Raw genomic sequence first — 19,263 nt, 5'->3', positions numbered from 1 at the left:
GGAAGTTTAAAATGCTCAGAATCCATCTGAGCGTTTTTGTTTTATTTACACCAGTAAGAATTAACTTAGTCAAATATGCTTTATTTTGTAATAAATAAAAAAGTTAAAAAAATTAAACAAAAGAGTGGAAATTTATTTCGGAACCCGTTATATTAGATATTACGTAAAACATCAGGGGGAGGGAACATATTGGATACTTTTAAAAAGTTAAAGCATTTTTATTGGCCATACAGAAAGTTTTTCTTTACTTCATTAGTTTTCTTATTATTTGTGGCAGCTATTACTGTTGTATACCCAATAATATTGCAGATAACGATTGATGAAGTAATGAGAGCGGGCAGGTATTCACTGATACCTTATATTTCAGTTGCGTTTTTTCTTATAATGGTTTTTAAAGGATTTTCAACTTACTATCATCAATATCTTGGAGAATTCTTTGGTATCAGGTCTGTTTATGTAATAAGGGAAGCATTATATGAAAAGCTTCAGGTACTATCATTCAAATATTATGATAATGCAAAAACAGGAGACTTAATGTCACGGTTGACAGCAGATGTTGAGATGTTTCGTTTTTTCCTTTCTTTTGGATTTTCAGAATTAATTAGGATCACATTACTTATCCTTTTCAGTTTAAGTGTTATGTTCTACTATTCTATTCCACTAGCATTGGTAACGATGGCTGCTATGCCGTTTTTGGCAATAGTAGTATTCCAATTTGATAAACGTGTACACCCGGCGTTCAGGGGGATTAGAAAATCGTTCGGTCGTTTGAATACGCGTGTCCAGGAAAATATTAGTGGCATGAATACAGTTAAATCTTTATCCAGGGAGAACTTTGAAATAGGGAGATTTTCCAGCAGTAATGACAACTATAAGCAGAACTTTTTGACTACTGCAAAAATATGGGCAAAGTTTATGCCGCTTATGGAATTCATTGGAAATGTATGTGCGGTTGCATTGTTAGCATTTGGTGGTTATCTGGTTATTAATAATCAGCTGGAACTCGGAGAATTAGTAGCATTTTTTAGCCTTGTTTGGTATATATTAGGACCACTTATGAACTTGGGATTTGTCATTAATCAGTTTTCTCAAGCTAAAGCTTCTGGAGAACGTTTATTGGAGATATTAGAAGCAGAAGAAGACATTGTCGAGAAGGATGATGCGATAGATACACCAATAAACGGTCATGTAACATTTAATGATGTCACATTAACGTATACAAAAGACGATGATACAGCACTTAAAAATATAACGTTTGATGCACCTCCAGGAAAAGTGATTGGCCTTGTTGGTTCAACAGGATCAGGGAAAACGAGTATCACACAGTTAATAACACGCTTTTATGAACCGGAAAAAGGTGACGTGCTGGTTGATAACCGTCCTGTCGATAATTATAAGATTAAGACGCTGCGAAAACATATAGGTTTTGTTTTACAGGAGTCCTTCTTATTCTCAACTTCAATTAGAGAGAATATCGCCTACGGTTCACCAGATGTATCGGATGAACAAATAATTGACGCAGCCAAAAGGGCACAAGCGCATGATTTTATAATGGAGATGCCAGAGGGATATGGAACGATGCTTGGTGAACGAGGAATGGGCTTGTCGGGTGGTCAGAAACAGCGTATAGCTATTGCTCGGGCAATTTGCATCAACCCTAGTATATTGGTACTCGATGATGCAACATCTGCTGTAGATATGGAAACTGAATTCAAAATCCAGAAAGCACTAAAAGAAGTGATGAAGGGTAGAACCACCTTTATCATTGCACATCGGATTTCGTCTCTAAAACATTCTGATGAAATACTGGTCTTGGAGCACGGTGAAATAGTTGAACGTGGTACTCATGATGATCTAGTAAATAATCATGGTCCATACCAGCGTGTATATGATATTCAGTACCAGGATCGTGAAGCAATAATGAATACTGTAACATAAAAGGGGGGACATGAAATGGCAAAAGAAAAAAAGTTACCAAAAGAAAATCGTCATCTGAAGCGATTCTATTATACAGTCGATCAAGCGGTCGAGAAGCCCTTTAACTGGCAGCAAATGTGGCGATTACTTGGTTATTTAAAACCATATTCCAAAACATACTTACCGGGTGCTATGATAGCTATGCTGGTTTCTACTGCAGTACGTTTACTTGTACCAATATTAATTGGTAAAGTTGCAATTGACGTAGCGATAGCCAATGAGGACCCAACAATGCTCACCTATCTTGTTATAGGTATTGGGATTTTGTATTTAATAAGTTATGCAGGAAATGTTTATCGAATAAAGTGGGTTAATATTTTAGGGCAGAATGTTATATATGATATACGACAGCATTTGTTTTCTCATGTTCAACGGCTTTCGCACCGCTTTTTCGATTCACGCTCAGCAGGATCGATATTAGTTAGAATTATGAATGATATCAATTCGTTACAGGAGTTATTTACAAATGGAATTATTAATCTTCTTATGGATGTGGTTACGCTAACAGGGATGATTGTAATCTTAGTTGCATTAAGTCCTAAACTGGCACTTGCAGTTATGATTATTCTGCCGATTATGTTTTATATTTCAACAAAACTCAGGAGAAGTATCCGCCGTTCGTGGCAGGATGTACGAATACAGCAATCGCGATTAAATTCTCACTTAAATGAAAGCATACAAGGTGTTCGTATTACGCAATCTTTCTCACAGGAAAAAGAAAACGAAGCATTCTTTGAGGGCATAAATACAGATAGCTTCGAGAGCTGGCGTGTGGCAACGAAGAAGAGTGCAATGTTTCGTCCTTTTGTCGAAATGAGTAATGCAATTGGAACAATTATCCTGATTGCTTATGGCTCCCATTTAATTTTATTAGGTGAAGCCAATGGCGGAATTGAAATTGGTACATTTGTAACGTTCGCTTTTTATTTAGGAATGTTCTGGGAACCAATTTCAAGATTAGGTCAAATGTATAATCAGCTTTTAATGGCAATGTCCTCATCAGAACGTATCTTTGAATTTCTGGATGAACAGCCAAATGTGAAAGAAAAAGAAGATAGTATTGATTTAATAAATATGAAAGGGCGAATTGAATTTGACCGTGTTCAATTTTCTTACGATAACGACCGCATTGCACTGCATGAGATTTCATTAGACATTAAACAGGGCCAGAATATTGCACTGGTTGGGCATACAGGAAGCGGTAAGTCTACTATATCCAATTTAATCAGCCGTTTTTATGACCCAACTGAAGGAACTGTTAAAATTGATGGACACGATTTACGAGACGTAAAGCTAGATAGCTTGCGCCAGCAAATTAGTGTAGTTTTACAGGATACCTTTATCTTCTCAGGAACTATTATGGAAAATATCAGGTTTGGTCAACCTGATGCATCAGATGAAGCAGTAATCGAAGCTGCAAAGGTTGTTGGGGCTGATGAATTTATTCAGCGACTTGCATACGGATATGAAACAGAAGTAGAGGAGCGAGGAAATATATTATCAGCAGGTGAGCGGCAATTGTTGTCATTTGCTAGAGCACTTCTTGCTGATCCAAGAATATTAATTTTGGATGAAGCAACAGCAAGCATTGATACGGAAACAGAAATGAAAATTCAGGAAGCTCTTCAACGATTATTAAAGGGTAGGACTGCAATCATTATTGCCCATCGCTTATCGACAATTAGAGAGTCTGATAACATTTACGTATTGGAAAATGGAAAAGTACTTGAGAATGGCAGTCATGATGAGTTAATGAAGCAGGAAGGGGAATATTTTGATCTTGTGAAATCACAATTTCAAATGCTCGATGCAATATAAACAAAAGCAACTTCTCAACTGAGAAGTTGCTTTTTAATTTCGACTATTATAGTAAAAGGTTGTTATCGTTGACAATAGATATAAACTGCGAAGTACTGTGGAAAAATATTCAACCGAGTCTCATAGCCCTGATGAAGACACGTTTCACACTATTTGAACAGCGTTCGGGTTCTCATAACCTTGTTGAGTGAGCCCATGGCTAGTAAGACTGCGAAAGTGCTAGCTTGAGCAGATGTTGCATTGGTACCGGAGTGGTGCAAAAGAAAATTTACACTGTGTCGCAGTTTATATCAACTGCAATGCTTAAAAACCACAAAACCTACGATAAGTGTCCTGGTTTAAAGTAATTCTTTCTCGATCTGTTTCATTTTATAAAGGTAGCCTTTTTGCTGCATTAATTCATTAAATGTGCCGGATTCTATTATAGTCCCGTGTTCCATTACAATAATTTGATCCATATTTTCCAAGTTTGTTAAGCGATGACTGATAAGAACAAGCGTGTCATTTTTAGCTTGTTCGAAAAGATTTTTATAAATGGATTGTTCTGTAATTGCGTCTACAGACGAAGTGGGTTCATCCAGTAACCAAAGATGTCCATCTTTCAGCATTGCCCGGGCGATCGCAAGTCTCTGCTTTTCCCCGCCAGAAAGATTTTCACCTTTTTCATTTACCTTGTCTTCTAAGGAGAAGTGATCAAGCATTACTGTTGCTAAGGTAGCTTCCATTTCTGCGTCAGTTAATCCATCTTTGGCAAGCTCAAGGTTAGAACGTATTGTACCAAAGAAAAAATGGTTTTCCTGTAGAACAACTTTAGCATTTTTCCAAATTTCTTCTTGGTTTATTTGATTTATTGCTACATCATCTAAATAAATATTGCCTTGATTTGCTGGGCTGATTTTTAACAGCAGCTGTAGCAATGTTGATTTACCAGAACCGCTTGGCCCGACAATAGCTGTCTTCGAACATGCTGGTAGCTTTAAATAAATTTCCTCCAAGGTTGGTCTGGTTTCTTTCGGAAATGAAAAGGAAACATTAGTCATTTCAATGGAATGAGCGTTACTTTGCTGTAATTGCTCCTTATAATCTTGTTTTACTTTGTTTTTACTTTCCCAGTCAACTACAGAAAATAAGCGTGTTGCGGCCTGTTTACTGTCTTGTATATGGATTGGGAAAACTGCCATTGGAGAAGCATCTTCAAAAACAGTAAGGGAAATCATTATGAGCATTGCCAAGAAGATACCATCCAATTGACCGTCTACTACTAAATAGGCTCCTAATGCTAGTACTAGCCAGGATATAAAAAGCGCTACAAATGTGTTCATAGATTGACTATATAGCGTGTTGATGTTTTCGCGTTCTTGCTCTTTAATATAAGCGTCAGACGATTGCAATAGATTCTCTTCTTTCTCATGAAGCTTCTGGTATATCTTTAAATCACGAAAACCATGAAGAAATTCAGTAACTTCTGTTGTTAAATTTCCTCTTCCCTCCCGCACATGACTGTCTATTTTAGCTTGCCTGACAGCAAATAACGCAGGAATGACAAAAGCTGTTAATAGGAGGCCAATGAGTAATACAAGCGCTATATAAATTGAAACGAAAGACGTGAATAAAATCGTACATAAAAAGACGATCATTAAAACGATCGGCGGGTAAAATACCCTTAAAAAGAAATTCTGAAGACTTTCGACATCTCCAACAATTCTTGATAGGAGGTCTCCGCTGCGATATTTTTGAAATATTCCTGGTGCCAGGGGCTCGAGTTTCTCGAAAAAAGAGACACGGAGATTACTTAAAATCGTAAATGTTGCCCGATGAGAAAAGTATCTTTCAGCATAGCGGCTTATTGCTTTCGTAAATCCAAGCAGCTTTACCGTAGATGTGAGAATAATTAGGGCATATAAAGGAGGTGCCAATGCTGCCTTGGAAATTAAATATCCACTGGCAGCAAAGAGACCTACAGCAGAAATACCAGCAATAAAGCCAAAAATAATTGAATAGAGAATGTCTTTTTTTTCAATCATCATTAACTTAACAACAAGTGTTAAATCTCTCATTCTGGAGTCCCTCCCTGCTGGATAGATACCATATCACGATAGGTCGCTATCGATTTAATAAGCTCTTTATGGGTTCCCTCGGAAATTAACCTTCCATTCTCCAGGAAAAGAATTTTATCAGCGTTCTTGATGGTATGAAGGCGGTGTGCAACAGTGACAACAGTTGAGTTTTGCGACAACTCATTTATAGAATCCTGCAAAATCTTTTCTGTGTAAAGGTCTAACCCTGTTGTTGGCTCGTCGAATAGGATAATTGATGGTTTTTTCAAAAATGCACGTGCGATGGCGACCCTTTGTTTTTCTCCACCTGAAAGACCTCTACCTGCTTCACCGACTTGTGTATCATAACCATTTTCAAGTGAATGTATCATTTCTGCAATTCCTGCTTTTTCAGCAGCTTTCTCGATGCTTGTACGTGATGCATCCGTTTTTCCGCCAATTGCAATATTTTCTGCAATAGAGCCTGAGAAAATATAAGGGTGCTGGGAAATATAACTTAAATGATTAAACCAGTCTTGTTCTTGATAATCAGTCATCAAGCTATTATTATTTATAATTACTTTTCCTTCTGAAGGAGTAATTAGACCTGCAATTAAATGTAAAAGGGTTGATTTTCCAGAACCAGTTTGACCAACAATTGCTATTTGATTATAAGGTGGAATTATTGTATCTATATTAATTAAAGAAAACTGATCCTCTCCATAACTGTAAGCCACTCCCCGAAGCGAAATGGCTGGGGGAGAATTCTCTGATAAAGTCTTATTTCCCCATGGAATAATCTGTTCTGTTTCCTCCAATTCCTCTGCTACTTTATTTGCTGCCCCCATACTGCTACGGCTATTATGAAAGCTACTGCCTAACTCCTTAAGTGACGTATAGAACTCTGGAACCAATACTAGAATAAAAAACGCAGTAAAGAATGATATACTTTTATAAATTATCAGCTGAATCGCTAGTTCCAGCGCTACAATTCCAATACTCAGCATGGAAATTAGCTCTAACATAAAGGAAGAGGTGAAGGCAACTTTCAATATTTCCATTGTAGCGTCCCTGAACCCTAGACTGCTTTTCTTGATAGCTTCCTTTTGTTGTTTTGCCCGGCTGAATAATTTCAGAGTGGTAAGCCCCTGTAACGTATCCAGGAATTTTCCGGAAAAGGATGCGAGCTTATCTAACTGCTCTTCAGATTTCTTTTTTGTTTGCATTCCAATAATAATCATAAAGAGAGGTATAAATGGGGCAGTGATTATCAATATGATCCCGGTGTTTACATGCTGTGTGAAGGCTACCACAAGAATTAAGAGAGGTATGAAAGCTGTTTGAATAACCTGAGGAAGGTATTGACTGAAATAGCTTTCTATTTCATCAACAGCATCCATCATGACACTTACCTTTTGCCCTGATTGTCCCTGTAACGAATTCTGTACAGGATTTCCTGAAAATTTACTTAAAAGCTTCTTTCGAAAATCCGTCTTGGCTTTGGCGGCCATTTGTACTCCCTCACGACCGCTTATATAAGTCAATATTGTTCTAGCCAAAAGAGCTAGGAGTAGTCCTCCCAGCATAGGAAGGACTCCAGAAAACGACATTCCTTGCAGGAAAACACCGTCGATAACTGCAACAAAAAAATACGCCTGTAAAATAATCATCGCACCTGTGATAATGGATGAGGCAAACAGAAGTGATATGCTTTTTTTCTGTGTGAAGGCAATATCTTTTAAAGTACTCATATTGGCTGAAATCTCCTAACTTAAAATTATTCTAGCAGGTTATTTTTTGCCTTTAACATATTCAGCATTAAATAAAAACAGTCTCAATAGTAAAACGAGTGAAGGTATTAATAAACATAGGCCGGCTATGAATGCTACTATTAGGGCAATCCCCATCGATTCGTGGGTAGCTCCTTCTACTATAGTAATGTAAGGGTTAAGAATATAAGGTAAATGAGCTATTCCATAGCCGAAAAAGGCAAAGAAATACTGTAACATTACACTAATAAATGCAATGCCATAACGCTTACCCTGATAAATTAAGCCTATTGCCAACATGAAAAAACCGACTGACAAGCCAAACATCCACCATAGGTCAAGCATTTTTTCATAATGTCTCTCATTATGCTGACTTAATGCAATAAAGGTTGTTAGACTGGCTATTATCGTTGGTACACTCCAGAATAATGCATAAATTCGTACTAGCTTTAATGCAGGGTAGTCACGTGCGCGAGCAGCATAAAATGTCAAGAATGCAGCACTGATAAAAAGCACTGACACAATTGCTAGAAATACGACACTCCATGAATATGGACTTGTAAACAATTCTAAATACTTCAGTGACACTTCTCCATTTTTCTCAACAATAAAGCCACCTTCTGACAGTGTTAATGCAGTAGATAAGGATGCTGGGATTAATAATCCGGTTGCACCATATAAGAACATATAAATATTGCTCTGTTTCGAACCATAGTTTTCAAATGCATAGAACGAACCTCGTATCGCAAGTAGTATGATTGCAATACTACCAGGAACTAGTAAGGCTGTTCCATAATAATAAGCCGTTTCCGGGAAGAATCCAACAATACCAACAAAGAAAAAGACAAAGAATACATTAGTTACTTCCCATACAGGAGATAAATACCTTGAGATTAATTGATTCATAATATGGTCTTTTTTCGAGATTTTGGCATAATATGCAAAAAAACCAGCACCAAAGTCAATCGAAGCTACTATTAAATAGCCATATAGGAACAGCCATAATACCGTAATTCCTATTAATTCATAACTCATTATTCATCACCCTTTTCTATGGATGGATACTGTTTTTCGAGTTCTTCTTCGACCGGATTGTTACGGAAGAGTTTACGTAATGTGACAATACACAAAGTACCTAATACGATATATAAACCTAAGAACAAAAAGAACATCAGACCTATATAAGGGGAGGAAGTAGCTGCTTCGTCAACCGTCATATAGCCTCGTATAATCCATGGTTGGCGTCCTTCTTCAGCGTAAATCCAGCCAAACTCTATTGCGAGGAAGGCAAGTGGCCCACTAAATAGGAGAGACCATAAAAACCACTTGTTAAGTTCATTCCATTTTCTTATCATACTAAACACAAGATAGAGAAAAGATACTCCTAAGAGAGCCATTCCAATAGTCACCATTAAGTCAAACATATAATGTATCCAAAGGGGTGGTCTCTCTTTCTCAGGCGTTTCTTCCAGCCCTGTTACTTCAGCATTGAAGTCACCATGTGCAAGAAAACTCAAAAATTTAGGTATTCGAATTTCACCTATTATCTCATGCGTTTCATTCAGCCAGCCAAACACTACTAGGTCCGCACCTTGTTCAGTTTCAAAATGCCACTCTGCAGCAGCCAATTTTTCAGGTTGGTGTTCAGCAAGAAACTTAGCTGATGTATCTCCAGTCAGCAAATTTGCCGCCGCGAATATAAACATAATCGTTACAGTTAGCTTTAGCGCCTTTTGATGATAGGCTGATGCTTTTTTCTTTAGAATTGTAAAAGCAGCTATAGCAGCAAGAAGTGCAGCACATGCTAAGTATGCAGAACTTAACACATGGAACACCTTTGATGGAGTAGCTGGATTTAGCATAGCAGCAAGTGGATTAACAGCCAAGAATGAGCCATCTTCCATTGCAAACCCTTCCGGTGTATTCATAAATGCATTTACGGTTGTTATAAAAACGGCCGATAGCCCTCCACCGATTACTATTGGTATGGATAAAAACCAATGTGTAAATGGTTTTTTAAACCTATCCCAAGTGTATAAATAGATACCTAAGAATATAGCTTCAAAGAAAAATGCAAAGACTTCCATAAAGAGCGGCAGGCTTATGACATTTCCTGCAACCTGCATAAAGTTAGGCCAAACTAATGATAATTGTAACCCTATTGCTGTTCCGGTTACAACACCTACCGCAACTGTAATGACAAATCCTCTTGCCCATCGTCTGGCCATCATCTTGTAATGCGGATCATTCTTTTTAACTCCGACAAACTCTGCTATCGAAATCATCAAGGGAACTCCAACGCCAAGTGTTGCAAATATTATATGAAATCCTAATGTCATTGCGGTAATCAATCTACTCATTAAGACTGTATCAAGATCCATTGTGTAAGCCTCCCCTAATAGTAAAGTATTTATTATACACATATTCAATACTGAGCATGTGTCGTTGACAATCTATTCATTTAAGATTTGATTAAGCAAAGGGAGATAAGCCGTTTAGGTTAACGGATATAGTTTTCCCTATGTAGATAGTATAAAACATTTTGTTATGGTAAAAGCCCTTTGCTTATGACAGTTAATTGACATTTTTTAATACTAATAATAAAGGTTAAAATTATCTTAAATCAATTTCACTTGTAATAGTAGTGTGGTAGACTAATTAAAAGTACGTTGAGTGATGGAGGAAATATTATGAAACGAGAATTCGCAGTTATTGGTTTAGGTCGATTTGGCGGGAGTATTTGCCGTGAATTAAGTATGGAAGGTATGCAAGTGCTCGCAGTTGACATTGATGAAGATAAGGTAAATGAATTTAAAAACATTGCATCACATGCAGTTATAGCAGATTCTACAGATGAGGTTACTTTAAAAGAGCTAGGAATCAAAAATTTGGATCATGTTATTGTTGCAATAGGTGATAATATTCAGGCAAGTATCCTCACAACTGTTGTTTTAACAGACCTTGGCATTAAGAAAATAACAGTAAAGGCTCAGAATGATTACCATGAGAAAATATTAAATAAAATTGGTGCTGATCAGGTTGTTCACCCGGAACGAGATATGGGGAAGAGAATTGCACATAACATAATCTCGAACAACATACTTGATTATCTGGAGCTATCCGATGACCATAGTATTGTTGAGGTGAAAGCTGGTGAAAAGATGCGCGGTAAAACATTAGTTGACCTTGATATTCGAGCAAATTATGGGTGTAACGTTGTTGCAATTAAGCATGGAAAAGATATTAATGTTTCACCAACCGCAGATGAAACTCTAGAGGAAGAAGATATCCTTATTGTTATTGGAGCAGATAAAGACATATCCAGATTTGAGAAGCACCTTATTATTGACTAAGCTTTATCTATGGGTATAGGTTGATAATTGTTAAAGAGCTCTCTTCTTACTATTATCGTTTCTCAACAAAAAAAAGTGGCATTAAAATTTAATTTTAATGCCACTTTTTTTATTGCAGATTCGATTGTATTAGTGAAGAAGGATTGAAGAAAAGCGCAAGCGCCTGTTCAGCGCTGCGGGTAGGTCGACGTTGTCGCGCAAAGCGTCGGTCTTAGTCGATCTTCCTTTTCCCAGAGATTAGATGAACTTGACTTATAGCCAATGATGGCGAAAGTCAAGATGGATCTTATGCTTGGAAAGCGAAAAGAATACACGAAGAGCGTAAGCTGCCCACAGGATGTGGTGGTTTTAGTCGAACATCCTTTATTTCTTATCGTAGACACGGGGAAGGAAGTCCCTAGGCGCTGGCCGGTGAGTACGCCATGTCCTGTGGCGTCACCGGCACTAGTACGTCCTGTACGCGGCTGATTCGGGAGTCCAGTTATCTACATCCCTTTAATTGTATAGTTTCCTACACAATTAAAAAGGGATGACATTATTCGTTAGCCATCCACAACTATAAGATGTGTTAGGCTTCATAAAAAATGTCATCCCAATTATTTGATCAGATTTCCATGATAATCGGTAATACCATAGGTCTGCGTTTCGTTTTTTCATAGAGGAATGGTGCGATAGTATCTGTTATTTCATTCTTGATTTCCGACCATTGTGTTGTCCTGCGTTCCATTACCTTGTCTAAATGATTTGATACAAGCTTCTGCGCTTCATTTATTAGGTCTTCAGATTCTCTCATATAGACAAATCCACGTGAGATAATGTCAGGTCCTGATGCAATTTTAAATTCTTTCATATTAATACTTACAACCACCATGACAAGTCCTTCTTCCGATAGAATACGGCGGTCACGCAATACAATATTTCCAATATCACCGATGCCGCTCCCATCCACATAAATAGAACCTGATGGTATTTTTCCTGCTACCATTGCATTATCTTTGCCTAAGGCAAGTACATCACCAGTATCCATAATAAATGAATTTGCTGGCTCTACTCCACATGCTTCGGCAAGCTTAGTGTGTTCTTTTAACATTCTGTATTCACCATGAATCGGCATGAAGTATTTTGGCTGGATAAGTCTTAGCATTAATTTCTGTTCTTCCTGGCTGCCATGTCCGGATGTATGAATATTACTTAGCCGGCCATGAATCACTTCGGCTCCAGCACGGTAAAGTTTATTAATTGTACGGCTTACACTCACAGTATTTCCAGGGATAGGGGATGATGAAAAGATAACTGTATCACCAGGAATAATTTGTATTTGGCGGTGTGTACCGTTAGCTATTCGAGATAATGCTGCCATTGGTTCCCCTTGTGAGCCTGTACAAAGAATGGTAACTTCATTTGCCGGAAGACGGTTAATCTGATTAGCTTCAATAAATGTGTCTTTTGGAGCTTGGATATAGCCCAGTTCCTGTCCGATTCGAATAGAAGTTTCCATGCTCCGTCCAAAGACGGCTACTTTACGGTTGTGTTTAACAGCTGCTTCAACCACCTGTTGCAGGCGATAGATATTTGATGCAAATGTTGCAAAGATTAGTCGTCCATCAGCTCTAGCAAAAATATCATTAATATTATCAGCAACAACACTTTCGGACATTGTAAATCCTGGTATTTCACTGTTTGTACTGTCTGAAAGTAAGCAAAGTACGCCTTCTTTACCTATCTCAGCCATTTTTGCTATATTAGCAGGCTCGCCAACCGGTGTGAAATCAAATTTAAAGTCACCTGTATGAACTACATTCCCAGGTGGAGTTTTTACTACAACACCATATGAATCAGGAATGCTATGGGTAGTATGGAAAAAGGAAATGGATGTTTTACGGAATTTTATAACATCTTCTTCTTGAATTGTATGCAATTTGGCATTTCGTAATAAGCCATGTTCATCTAATTTGTTTCTGATTAATCCGATCGCAAGTTTTCCAGCATAAATTGGCACATTTATTTCACGCAAGAGGTACGGAATTCCACCGATATGGTCCTCATGCCCGTGTGTTACGAATAATCCTTTAATTTTATCTTGGTTTTGAATCAGGTAGGTGTAATCTGGAATAACATAATCAATACCAAGTAATTCATCTTCAGGAAACTTAATTCCGGCATCGATTAAAATTATTTCATCTTGAAATTGAACACCATAAGTGTTTTTCCCAATTTCACCTAGTCCACCTAATGCAAAAACCGCTGTTTGGTCATTCTTTACGAATTTCATTGGTTAGACAGTCTCCAGGTTAAAATGTTCGGATTGTTTTTCATAATTTAAATGTGCTTCGTCCAATGGATGGATAAATTCAATATTTATATTATACTTGCGATCGTATAATTTGTTTCGTACCTCTTTTTCTGAATCTGCCTCAACATATAGGCTTTGTGTCCGTTCGCGTACAGGGACTTCTCCTGGTAATTCTTGATAAAAAACTTTAAAAATCATTTCATCTCTCCTAACTTCTTTTTTATTCTATTTTAAAATTTGCATTCCGTAATAATAAATTCCTATCCATTTGATAATACTGAGCATTACTTAATAAGCTGATGGCATTTAGGCGAACAGCTGTTTCATAACAATTCACATGTGTGTTCTAACCAATCGCTTTAATAATATGCAATGGTATAATTCGCTGTAAATTTGATTTGGTAATATTCTCCAATACATGATGGTTAACTCTGGTGGTAGTCCTTTTTACAAGTAGTAGGTACACGTCCTCTGCCTAAAAAATCCTTCCAGCGCTTTTTAAGCTTTTCTTTTAGGCGTTTTAACATGAGGTCTACATCTCCTTTCGATTATTTAAGAAAAGCACCAAAAAACGTTCTACCGATCCAACCCTCTTATTCATAGTATAATACTGTTTGAGGAAATTTGAAATAAAAACACTGCAATTGTTTAAAAAAAAGACTCTTTTTCTATATCAATGATTGATTTCTACGTGTTTTCCTTATGTATATTTTTAGCCTATAAATGATTCTTATACCAAAATATAATAATAGGGACGTGTGAATGTCCCCGTATTTTAAAAATTATTCAATGGCTTTGGCGTTATCTGTCACAGTAAATGGATTATCTTTATTAATATGATCGTAAAACATAACACCGTTCAGATGATCGATTTCATGCTGAAAGACTATTGCTGCATAATCCCTTAGACGTAACTTAAGTTCTGTACCGTCCAAACCAGTTGCTTTTACGGTAATTCTTGCGTATCTAGGTACATATCCTTCTACATTTCTATCTACTGACAAACAGCCTTCTCCAGAAGATAAATATGCTTCTTCAACCGAGTGACTAATAATTTTAGGGTTTATTAGGCCATAGCTATATAATTTTCCCTTTGAATCTTCGAAGTGAATTGCGACCATTCGTTTATTTACTGCCAATTGTGGTGCGGCCAACCCTACACCAGGCCTTAAATCATAGTCTCTTGCTATTGTTTCATCTTGACTATTTTTTAAAAAGGTAAGCATATCATTTAAAAGCTGTTTATCTTCGTCAGAAGGAGGAACTGGTACCTCATCTGCTTTTTCGCGTAATGATGGATGGCCTTCTCTGACTATATCATCCATAGTTATCATGCATTGACACTCCTTACAGTTCATAGTGATAATATTTTAACATAATATGAATTTTTACATCATAAATTTACTATAGGACAAGTATAAATTAATTAATTTGAACCTATTTTGTCTGAAAAATGTGTTATACTAAGGTATAAAATTTGCAGCTTAGATTGAAGGAGGATATTGACTCGTGGCGTTTAAAAAGTCGTTCTTTATTTTATTATTATTTATATTAGCGTTACTTACTGCATGTAGTGGGGCATCAACCTCAGAGCAGATTTATGATCATTTGGAAAAGGCAGTGGAACTAGAAGACACCTTTGTTAAGCAGCAGGATCCAATCGTGGAATTGGAAAAAAAGGAGCAGGAAATATATAGCCAAATTATTGACCTAGGGATGAATGAGTTTGAACAAATCAAGGAACTTTCCAAGCAGGCGATTGAAAATATAGATGAGAGAAAAGAGAAAATCGAGCTGGAAAAGGAAAGTATAACAGCCTCCAAAGAGGAATTCACAAAAATTGAAAGCATGATTGAAGATTTGGAACAAGAAGATGCACAAAAGAGTGCCCAAGAGATGTATAGTGTAATGACCGACCGGTATAAAGCATACGATAAATTATATCAAGCGTACTCCAAAACTCTAAAGCTTGAAAAAGATTTGTATACTATGCTGCAAAAGGAAGACTTGGAGCAAAAAACATTAACTAAGCATATAACAAAAGTTAATGATAGTTATCAACAGGTAATTGCAGCGAACAAAACATTCAATGAACGTACTACTGAATATAATGCATTAAAAGAAGAATTTTATTCTGCTGCTGGAATAGATGCGGAATATGAAAATAATGCACCAACAGGTGAAAAGAACAGTACTGAATAGTCGAGTAAATATTGTAAGTAGGTGGAACCAAATGAAAATTCATTTGGTTCTTTTTTATTTGTATACTATTTGCTGTCAATTAATACAGTTTTAATTTGTTACTATAACAGATGGTTCCTTAAATGAGTGAATTTTATGTAAGCGATACAACCCTTTTGTCAAAAATAAATAAATAAGACAAAGTGATTGACCAAATTGGTATATATAAGCTAAACTTTAACTAGATTATGAATTGTACCATTAAATTTTCCTATTCTTATGTAACAGTTTAGTCCTTATTTTTAAATGTGATTAGTAAAATTTAATATAGGGAACAAGAATAAGAGCAAAAGGGTACAGATTTTTTCATATTTTGGGAAGGCTAAAAAAGAAAATACAAAATAGGTATTCAGAAAGGAAGAGGTGAACTATTTTGAAACACGTACTTGAAAGTGTTGAAAGTCAGTTCGAAATGTTCCAGATTCTTAATGAAGATGGAAAGATTGTTAATAAAGACGCAATGCCTGATCTTTCAGATGATGATTTGAAAGAGCTTATGCGCAGGATGGTTTATACTCGTATACTTGACCAACGTTCGATTGCACTGAACCGTCAAGGACGTTTAGGGTTTTATGCTCCTACTGCAGGACAGGAAGCATCTCAGTTAGGGAGTCAATATGCATTAGAAGCAGATGATTTTTTACTTCCGGCATATCGTGATGTTCCACAACTTATTTGGCAGGGTCTTCCATTATATCAAGCTTTCTTGTTCTCAAGAGGGCATTTCCATGGTAATCAGTTTCCTGAGGAAGTAAAAGGGTTGAGCCCGCAAATAATTATCGGTGCCCAGTATACACAAGCTGCTGGTGTTGCACTTGGAATGAAGAAGCGTGGAAAGAAATCAGTTGCCGTAACATATACAGGTGATGGTGGTACATCCCAAGGCGATTTCTATGAAGGTATAAACTTTGCAGGCTCATATGGCGCGCCAGCAATTTTCTTTATCCAAAATAACCACTTTGCAATTTCAGTACCAGTTGAAGAGCAAACAAATGCAAAAACCTTAGCACAAAAATCGGTTGCTGCTGGAATTGAAGGAATTCAAGTTGATGGTATGGATGTATTAGCTGTTTATGCTGTTACAAAAGAATCGCGTGAACGAGCAATAAAAGGGGAAGGTCCTACATTAATTGAAACGTTAACTTATCGTTATGGACCACATACCATGGCAGGGGACGACCCGACCCGCTATCGTTCTGACGATCTTAATGATGAGTGGGAGAAAAAAGATCCTCTTGTTCGTTTCCGTAAGTTTTTAGAAGAGAAAAAATTATGGTCGGAAGAAGAAGAGAACAAAGTAATAGATGAAGCAAAAGAAGATATTAAAAAAGCTATTAAAAAAGCAGATGAATACCCGAAACAAACTGTAATTGACTTAATAGAGAATATGCATGAGAAACTTCCACCAAATTTGCAGGAGCAAATGGAAGAATATAAAGAAAAGGAGTCGAAGTAGACCATGGCACAAAAGACTATGATTCAAGCAATCACTGATGCAATGTACAATGAATTAAAAAATGATGAAAATGTGCTTGTATACGGTGAAGATGTCGGTCAAAATGGCGGCGTTTTCCGCGCTACAGAAGGATTACAAGATGAGTTTGGCGAAGAACGTGTATTTGATACGCCACTAGCCGAATCAGGAATTGGCGGACTTTCGATTGGTCTTGCTCTGCAAGGTTTTCGTGCGGTACCGGAAATTCAATTCTTCGGCTTCATCTATGAAGCAATGGATGCTGTTAATGGTCAAATGGCGCGAATGCGTTATCGTTCCGGCAGTACGCAATCAATGCCAATAACAATACGTTCTCCATTTGGTGGTGGTGTGCACACACCTGAACTTCATGCTGATTCACTTGAAGGGTTAATTGCACAGCAACCTGGTATAAGAGTTGTAATTCCATCAACACCATATGACGCAAAAGGACTATTAATCTCAGCTATACGCAACAATGATCCAGTACTATTTTTGGAACACATGAAACTATATCGTTCTTTCCGTGGTGAAGTTCCCGATGAGGAATATACAGTTGAACTTGATAAGGCGGATATTAAACGGGAAGGTAAAGACGTTACACTTGTTGCTTATGGCGCAATGGTTCATGCAGCCCTAAAAGCAGCTGATGAACTTGAAAAAGATAATATTGATGCTGAAGTAATTGATCTTCGTACTGTATCACCGGTTGATGTAGATACAATCGTTGAGTCTGTTAAGAAAACCAATCGAATGGTTATGGTTCAGGAAGCACAGCGTCAAGCAGGAGTTGGAGCACACGTTATTTCAGAGATTCAGGAACGAGCAATACTCCATCTGGAAGCACCGATTTTACGAGTAACGGCTCCAGACACTGTTTATGCATTCTCACAAGCTGAGGAAATATGGCTGCCAAATCATGAAGACATCGTAGAAAGAGTAAATCAAGTAATTAACTTTTAATTAAAGGATTGGAGGTAGTAATAATGGCTTACAATTTTAAGCTGCCTGATATTGGTGAAGGTATTCATGAGGGCGAAATAGTAAAATGGTTTGTTAAAGAAGGCGACGAAATTAAAGAAGATGATGTGCTTTGTGAAGTGCAAAATGATAAAGCTGTCGTTGAAATCCCTTCTCCGGTTGAAGGAACTGTTGAAAAGGTTCATGTTGAAGAAGGTACAGTATCAACTGTTGGTGATACTATCATTACAATTGATGCAGAGGGCTATGAAGATCAGGAAGATGACGCTGAAGAAGCGGAAGAGACAAAGGAAGAGTCAAAAGCCAGTAGTGAACAGGAATCTGATAAAAAACAATCTGCAGAAAAAAAGAATAATGAGTCAGACGATAAAGAAGAAACGAAAGATAAATCTTCCGACGATAAACGTGTAATTGCAATGCCGTCCGTACGTAAATATGCTCGTGAAAATGAAGTATCTATTCAGGACGTACAGGGTTCTGGTAAAAATGGACGTATCCTAAAAGAAGATGTAGATAAATACTTAAGTGGTGACCAGAAAGCAGAAGATACAGAAGATGTAGCATCTGACGAGCAAGAAGCAACGGCAGCTAAAGGAGCAGAATCACCTAAAGGTGAATATGCCGAAACCCGTGAGAAAATGAGTGGAATTCGCAAGTCTATTGCTAAAGCAATGGTTAATTCAAAAACGAAAGCTCCACATGTTACACTTATGGATGAAGTAGATGTAACAGAGCTTGTTGCTCACCGTAAGAAATTCAAAGCAGTAGCAGCGGAGCAGGATATAAAATTAACGTATCTGCCTTACGTTGCAAAAGCATTAGTCTCAGCATCTAAGAAATATCCAATTCTAAATGCTGCTGTTGACGATGAAACTGATGAAATCATTCACAAGCATTATTACAACATTGGAATTGCTGCGGATACTGATAAAGGCTTATTAGTGCCAGTTGTAAAAGATGCAGATCGCAAATCGATTTTCACCATTTCACAAGAGATTAATGAATTGGCAGAAAAGGCTCGTAGTGGTAAACTTGCATCTGAAGAAATGAAAGGCGCATCAAACACAATTACTAACATTGGTTCAGCTGGAGGACAATGGTTTACTCCTGTTCTTAATTATCCAGAGGCAATTATTCTAGGTATTGGACGTATTGCTGAAAAACCAATTGTACGTGACGGCGAGATTGTTGTTGCTCCTGTTCTTGCAGTGTCATTTAGCTTTGATCATCGTATCGTTGATGGTGCCACAGCACAACTTGCATTAAATCAGATCAAACGATTATTGAACGATCCACAATTAATTATGATGGAGGCGTAGAT

At 37.2% G+C, this 19,263-nt stretch carries 14 protein-coding genes; 7 read left to right on the top strand and 7 right to left on the bottom strand.

Annotation, left to right across the window (positions count from 1 at the left end; all coding sequences use genetic code 11):
• Positions 1-189 precede the first annotated feature (189 nt).
• Both BMY13_RS13360 and BMY13_RS13355 read left to right on the top strand, forming a co-directional pair.
• Complete coding sequence (locus BMY13_RS13360) at positions 190-1,938, top strand: ABC transporter ATP-binding protein (RefSeq protein WP_092505160.1); 1,749 nt, start codon at positions 190-192, stop codon at positions 1,936-1,938.
• 15 nt (positions 1,939-1,953) lie between these two features.
• Positions 1,954-3,795, top strand: a complete 1,842-nt coding sequence (locus BMY13_RS13355) for an ABC transporter ATP-binding protein (protein ID WP_092505158.1) — start codon at positions 1,954-1,956, stop codon at positions 3,793-3,795.
• Positions 3,796-4,133: 338 nt separating this feature from the next.
• Here the strand turns inward: BMY13_RS13355 and cydC are convergent, their stop codons facing one another.
• From cydC to BMY13_RS13335, 4 genes are read right to left on the bottom strand one after another with little or no spacing between them, the layout of a single operon-like run.
• Positions 4,134-5,852, bottom strand: coding sequence for a thiol reductant ABC exporter subunit CydC (gene cydC, locus BMY13_RS13350; protein ID WP_092505156.1), 1,719 nt, complete (start codon positions 5,850-5,852; stop codon positions 4,134-4,136).
• Positions 5,849-7,582: a thiol reductant ABC exporter subunit CydD gene (gene cydD, locus BMY13_RS13345; protein WP_092505154.1), complete on the bottom strand. Its 1,734-nt coding sequence runs from the start codon at positions 7,580-7,582 to the stop codon at positions 5,849-5,851. The genes cydC and cydD overlap by 4 nt, the downstream gene beginning before the upstream one ends.
• A gap of 39 nt (positions 7,583-7,621) precedes the next feature.
• Entirely contained in the window at positions 7,622-8,635 is a 1,014-nt protein-coding gene (locus tag BMY13_RS13340) for a cytochrome d ubiquinol oxidase subunit II (protein WP_175476802.1), read from the bottom strand.
• Positions 8,635-9,981, bottom strand: coding sequence for a cytochrome ubiquinol oxidase subunit I (locus BMY13_RS13335; protein WP_092493099.1), 1,347 nt, complete (start codon positions 9,979-9,981; stop codon positions 8,635-8,637). Before BMY13_RS13335 ends, BMY13_RS13340 begins: the two co-directional genes overlap by 1 nt.
• Positions 9,982-10,290: 309 nt before the next feature.
• Here BMY13_RS13335 and BMY13_RS13330 point away from each other — a divergent pair, with 309 nt between their 5' ends.
• Positions 10,291-10,953 carry a potassium channel family protein gene (locus BMY13_RS13330; protein WP_092493097.1) on the top strand — a complete coding sequence of 221 codons (663 nt, stop codon included), beginning with the start codon at positions 10,291-10,293 and terminating at the stop codon, positions 10,951-10,953.
• Between the two features lie 604 nt (positions 10,954-11,557).
• Here BMY13_RS13330 and rnjA read toward each other — a convergent pair.
• The 3 genes from rnjA to def form a co-directional block, all read right to left on the bottom strand.
• Positions 11,558-13,225 (bottom strand): ribonuclease J1, encoded by a 1,668-nt coding sequence (rnjA, locus tag BMY13_RS13325; protein ID WP_092493096.1) that lies wholly within the window; start codon positions 13,223-13,225, stop codon positions 11,558-11,560.
• Between the two features lie 3 nt (positions 13,226-13,228).
• Entirely contained in the window at positions 13,229-13,444 is a 216-nt protein-coding gene (locus BMY13_RS13320) for a DNA-dependent RNA polymerase subunit epsilon (protein WP_092493095.1), read from the bottom strand.
• A 584-nt stretch (positions 13,445-14,028) separates the two neighbouring features.
• Positions 14,029-14,580 carry a peptide deformylase gene (def, locus tag BMY13_RS13315; RefSeq protein ID WP_092493094.1) on the bottom strand — a complete coding sequence of 184 codons (552 nt, stop codon included), beginning with the start codon at positions 14,578-14,580 and terminating at the stop codon, positions 14,029-14,031.
• A gap of 175 nt (positions 14,581-14,755) precedes the next feature.
• Here def and BMY13_RS13310 point away from each other — a divergent pair, with 175 nt between their 5' ends.
• The 4 genes from BMY13_RS13310 (at position 14,756) to BMY13_RS13295 (ending at position 19,261) form a co-directional block, all read left to right on the top strand.
• A complete protein-coding gene (locus BMY13_RS13310; RefSeq protein WP_092505150.1) occupies positions 14,756-15,448 on the top strand; it encodes a YkyA family protein in 693 nt (230 codons plus the stop codon).
• 412 nt (positions 15,449-15,860) lie between these two features.
• On the top strand, positions 15,861-16,943 hold the full coding sequence (gene pdhA, locus BMY13_RS13305) for a pyruvate dehydrogenase (acetyl-transferring) E1 component subunit alpha (protein WP_092493092.1): 1,083 nt from the start codon (positions 15,861-15,863) through the stop codon (positions 16,941-16,943).
• 3 nt (positions 16,944-16,946) lie between these two features.
• Entirely contained in the window at positions 16,947-17,924 is a 978-nt protein-coding gene (locus BMY13_RS13300; protein ID WP_092493091.1) for an alpha-ketoacid dehydrogenase subunit beta, read from the top strand.
• Positions 17,925-17,947: 23 nt separating this feature from the next.
• Entirely contained in the window at positions 17,948-19,261 is a 1,314-nt protein-coding gene (locus tag BMY13_RS13295; protein ID WP_092505148.1) for a dihydrolipoamide acetyltransferase family protein, read from the top strand.
• Positions 19,262-19,263 lie beyond the last annotated feature (2 nt).

The organism is Virgibacillus subterraneus, assembly GCF_900110695.1.
GTDB classification, from domain to species: domain Bacteria; phylum Bacillota; class Bacilli; order Bacillales; family Amphibacillaceae; genus Lentibacillus; species Lentibacillus subterraneus.
Note: the sequence above shows the minus strand (reverse complement) of the source record. Positions and strands in the feature narration are given on the sequence as shown.

What these genes read in the sequence shown, in the direction of transcription:
- BMY13_RS13320 (WP_092493095.1), bottom strand. Translation starts at nt 13,444, where the DNA reads ATGATTTTTAAAGTTTTTTATCAAGAATTACCAGGAGAAGTCCCTGTA.
- BMY13_RS13300 (WP_092493091.1), top strand. Translation starts at nt 16,947, where the DNA reads ATGGCACAAAAGACTATGATTCAAGCAATCACTGATGCAATGTACAAT.
- def (WP_092493094.1), bottom strand. Translation starts at nt 14,580, where the DNA reads ATGATAACTATGGATGATATAGTCAGAGAAGGCCATCCATCATTACGC.
- BMY13_RS13340 (WP_175476802.1), bottom strand. Translation starts at nt 8,635, where the DNA reads ATGAGTTATGAATTAATAGGAATTACGGTATTATGGCTGTTCCTATAT.
- BMY13_RS13330 (WP_092493097.1), top strand. Translation starts at nt 10,291, where the DNA reads ATGAAACGAGAATTCGCAGTTATTGGTTTAGGTCGATTTGGCGGGAGT.
- cydC (WP_092505156.1), bottom strand. Translation starts at nt 5,852, where the DNA reads ATGAGAGATTTAACACTTGTTGTTAAGTTAATGATGATTGAAAAAAAA.
- BMY13_RS13355 (WP_092505158.1), top strand. Translation starts at nt 1,954, where the DNA reads ATGGCAAAAGAAAAAAAGTTACCAAAAGAAAATCGTCATCTGAAGCGA.
- rnjA (WP_092493096.1), bottom strand. Translation starts at nt 13,225, where the DNA reads ATGAAATTCGTAAAGAATGACCAAACAGCGGTTTTTGCATTAGGTGGA.
- cydD (WP_092505154.1), bottom strand. Translation starts at nt 7,582, where the DNA reads ATGAGTACTTTAAAAGATATTGCCTTCACACAGAAAAAAAGCATATCA.
- BMY13_RS13295 (WP_092505148.1), top strand. Translation starts at nt 17,948, where the DNA reads ATGGCTTACAATTTTAAGCTGCCTGATATTGGTGAAGGTATTCATGAG.
- BMY13_RS13335 (WP_092493099.1), bottom strand. Translation starts at nt 9,981, where the DNA reads ATGGATCTTGATACAGTCTTAATGAGTAGATTGATTACCGCAATGACA.